General features: G+C 62.1%; 1 pseudogene. It reads right to left on the reverse strand.

Annotation, left to right across the window (positions count from 1 at the left end):
- Nucleotides 1-248: 248 nt before the first annotated feature.
- A pseudogene (locus tag LH128_RS30325) lies at nucleotides 249-475 on the reverse strand (transposase zinc-binding domain-containing protein); the annotation flags it as partial.

The following is a 475-nucleotide window of genomic DNA, read 5'->3' on the forward strand; positions in this document are numbered from 1 at the left end:
TTTCATGAAAAGCCTCATTTGATGATCGTTGACTTGGCAACCCGGCACTCACGGCATCTCCCTCCAATCTGGATATGCCAATGAATATTGGGTCGGCCCCGACGATCTGCGGCTCCTCCATTAAAGGGCCATCGGTTGTTGGGGTCTCGGCTACGGGCTTCGGGCTACGCCCTCCGCCCTTCACCGACACCCCAACAACCGATTCTCATCTTGATTGTCGCTACGCTCGCATCCTGTCAGTCGCCGCGCAAGGCGATGTCTGCGACCTCGTTAGGCAGGGTGAACACGACGTGGAAGTAGCCAACCGGCAACAGGTCGGCCTCGCGCGCAGCCAGCCAGGTGCGCGCTGCGGCGCCCTGGCATTTGGGACAATGTCGGTTGCGACACGAGTTGTAGGCGACCCGCCAGTGCCCGCAGTCGTCGCAGGCCTCGACGTCACCGCCCAGCGCGGCGGTACGGCAGTTCTCGATGGCCG

This window comes from Sphingomonas sp. LH128, assembly GCF_000293195.2.
Lineage (GTDB): Bacteria > Pseudomonadota > Alphaproteobacteria > Sphingomonadales > Sphingomonadaceae > Novosphingobium > Novosphingobium resinovorum_A.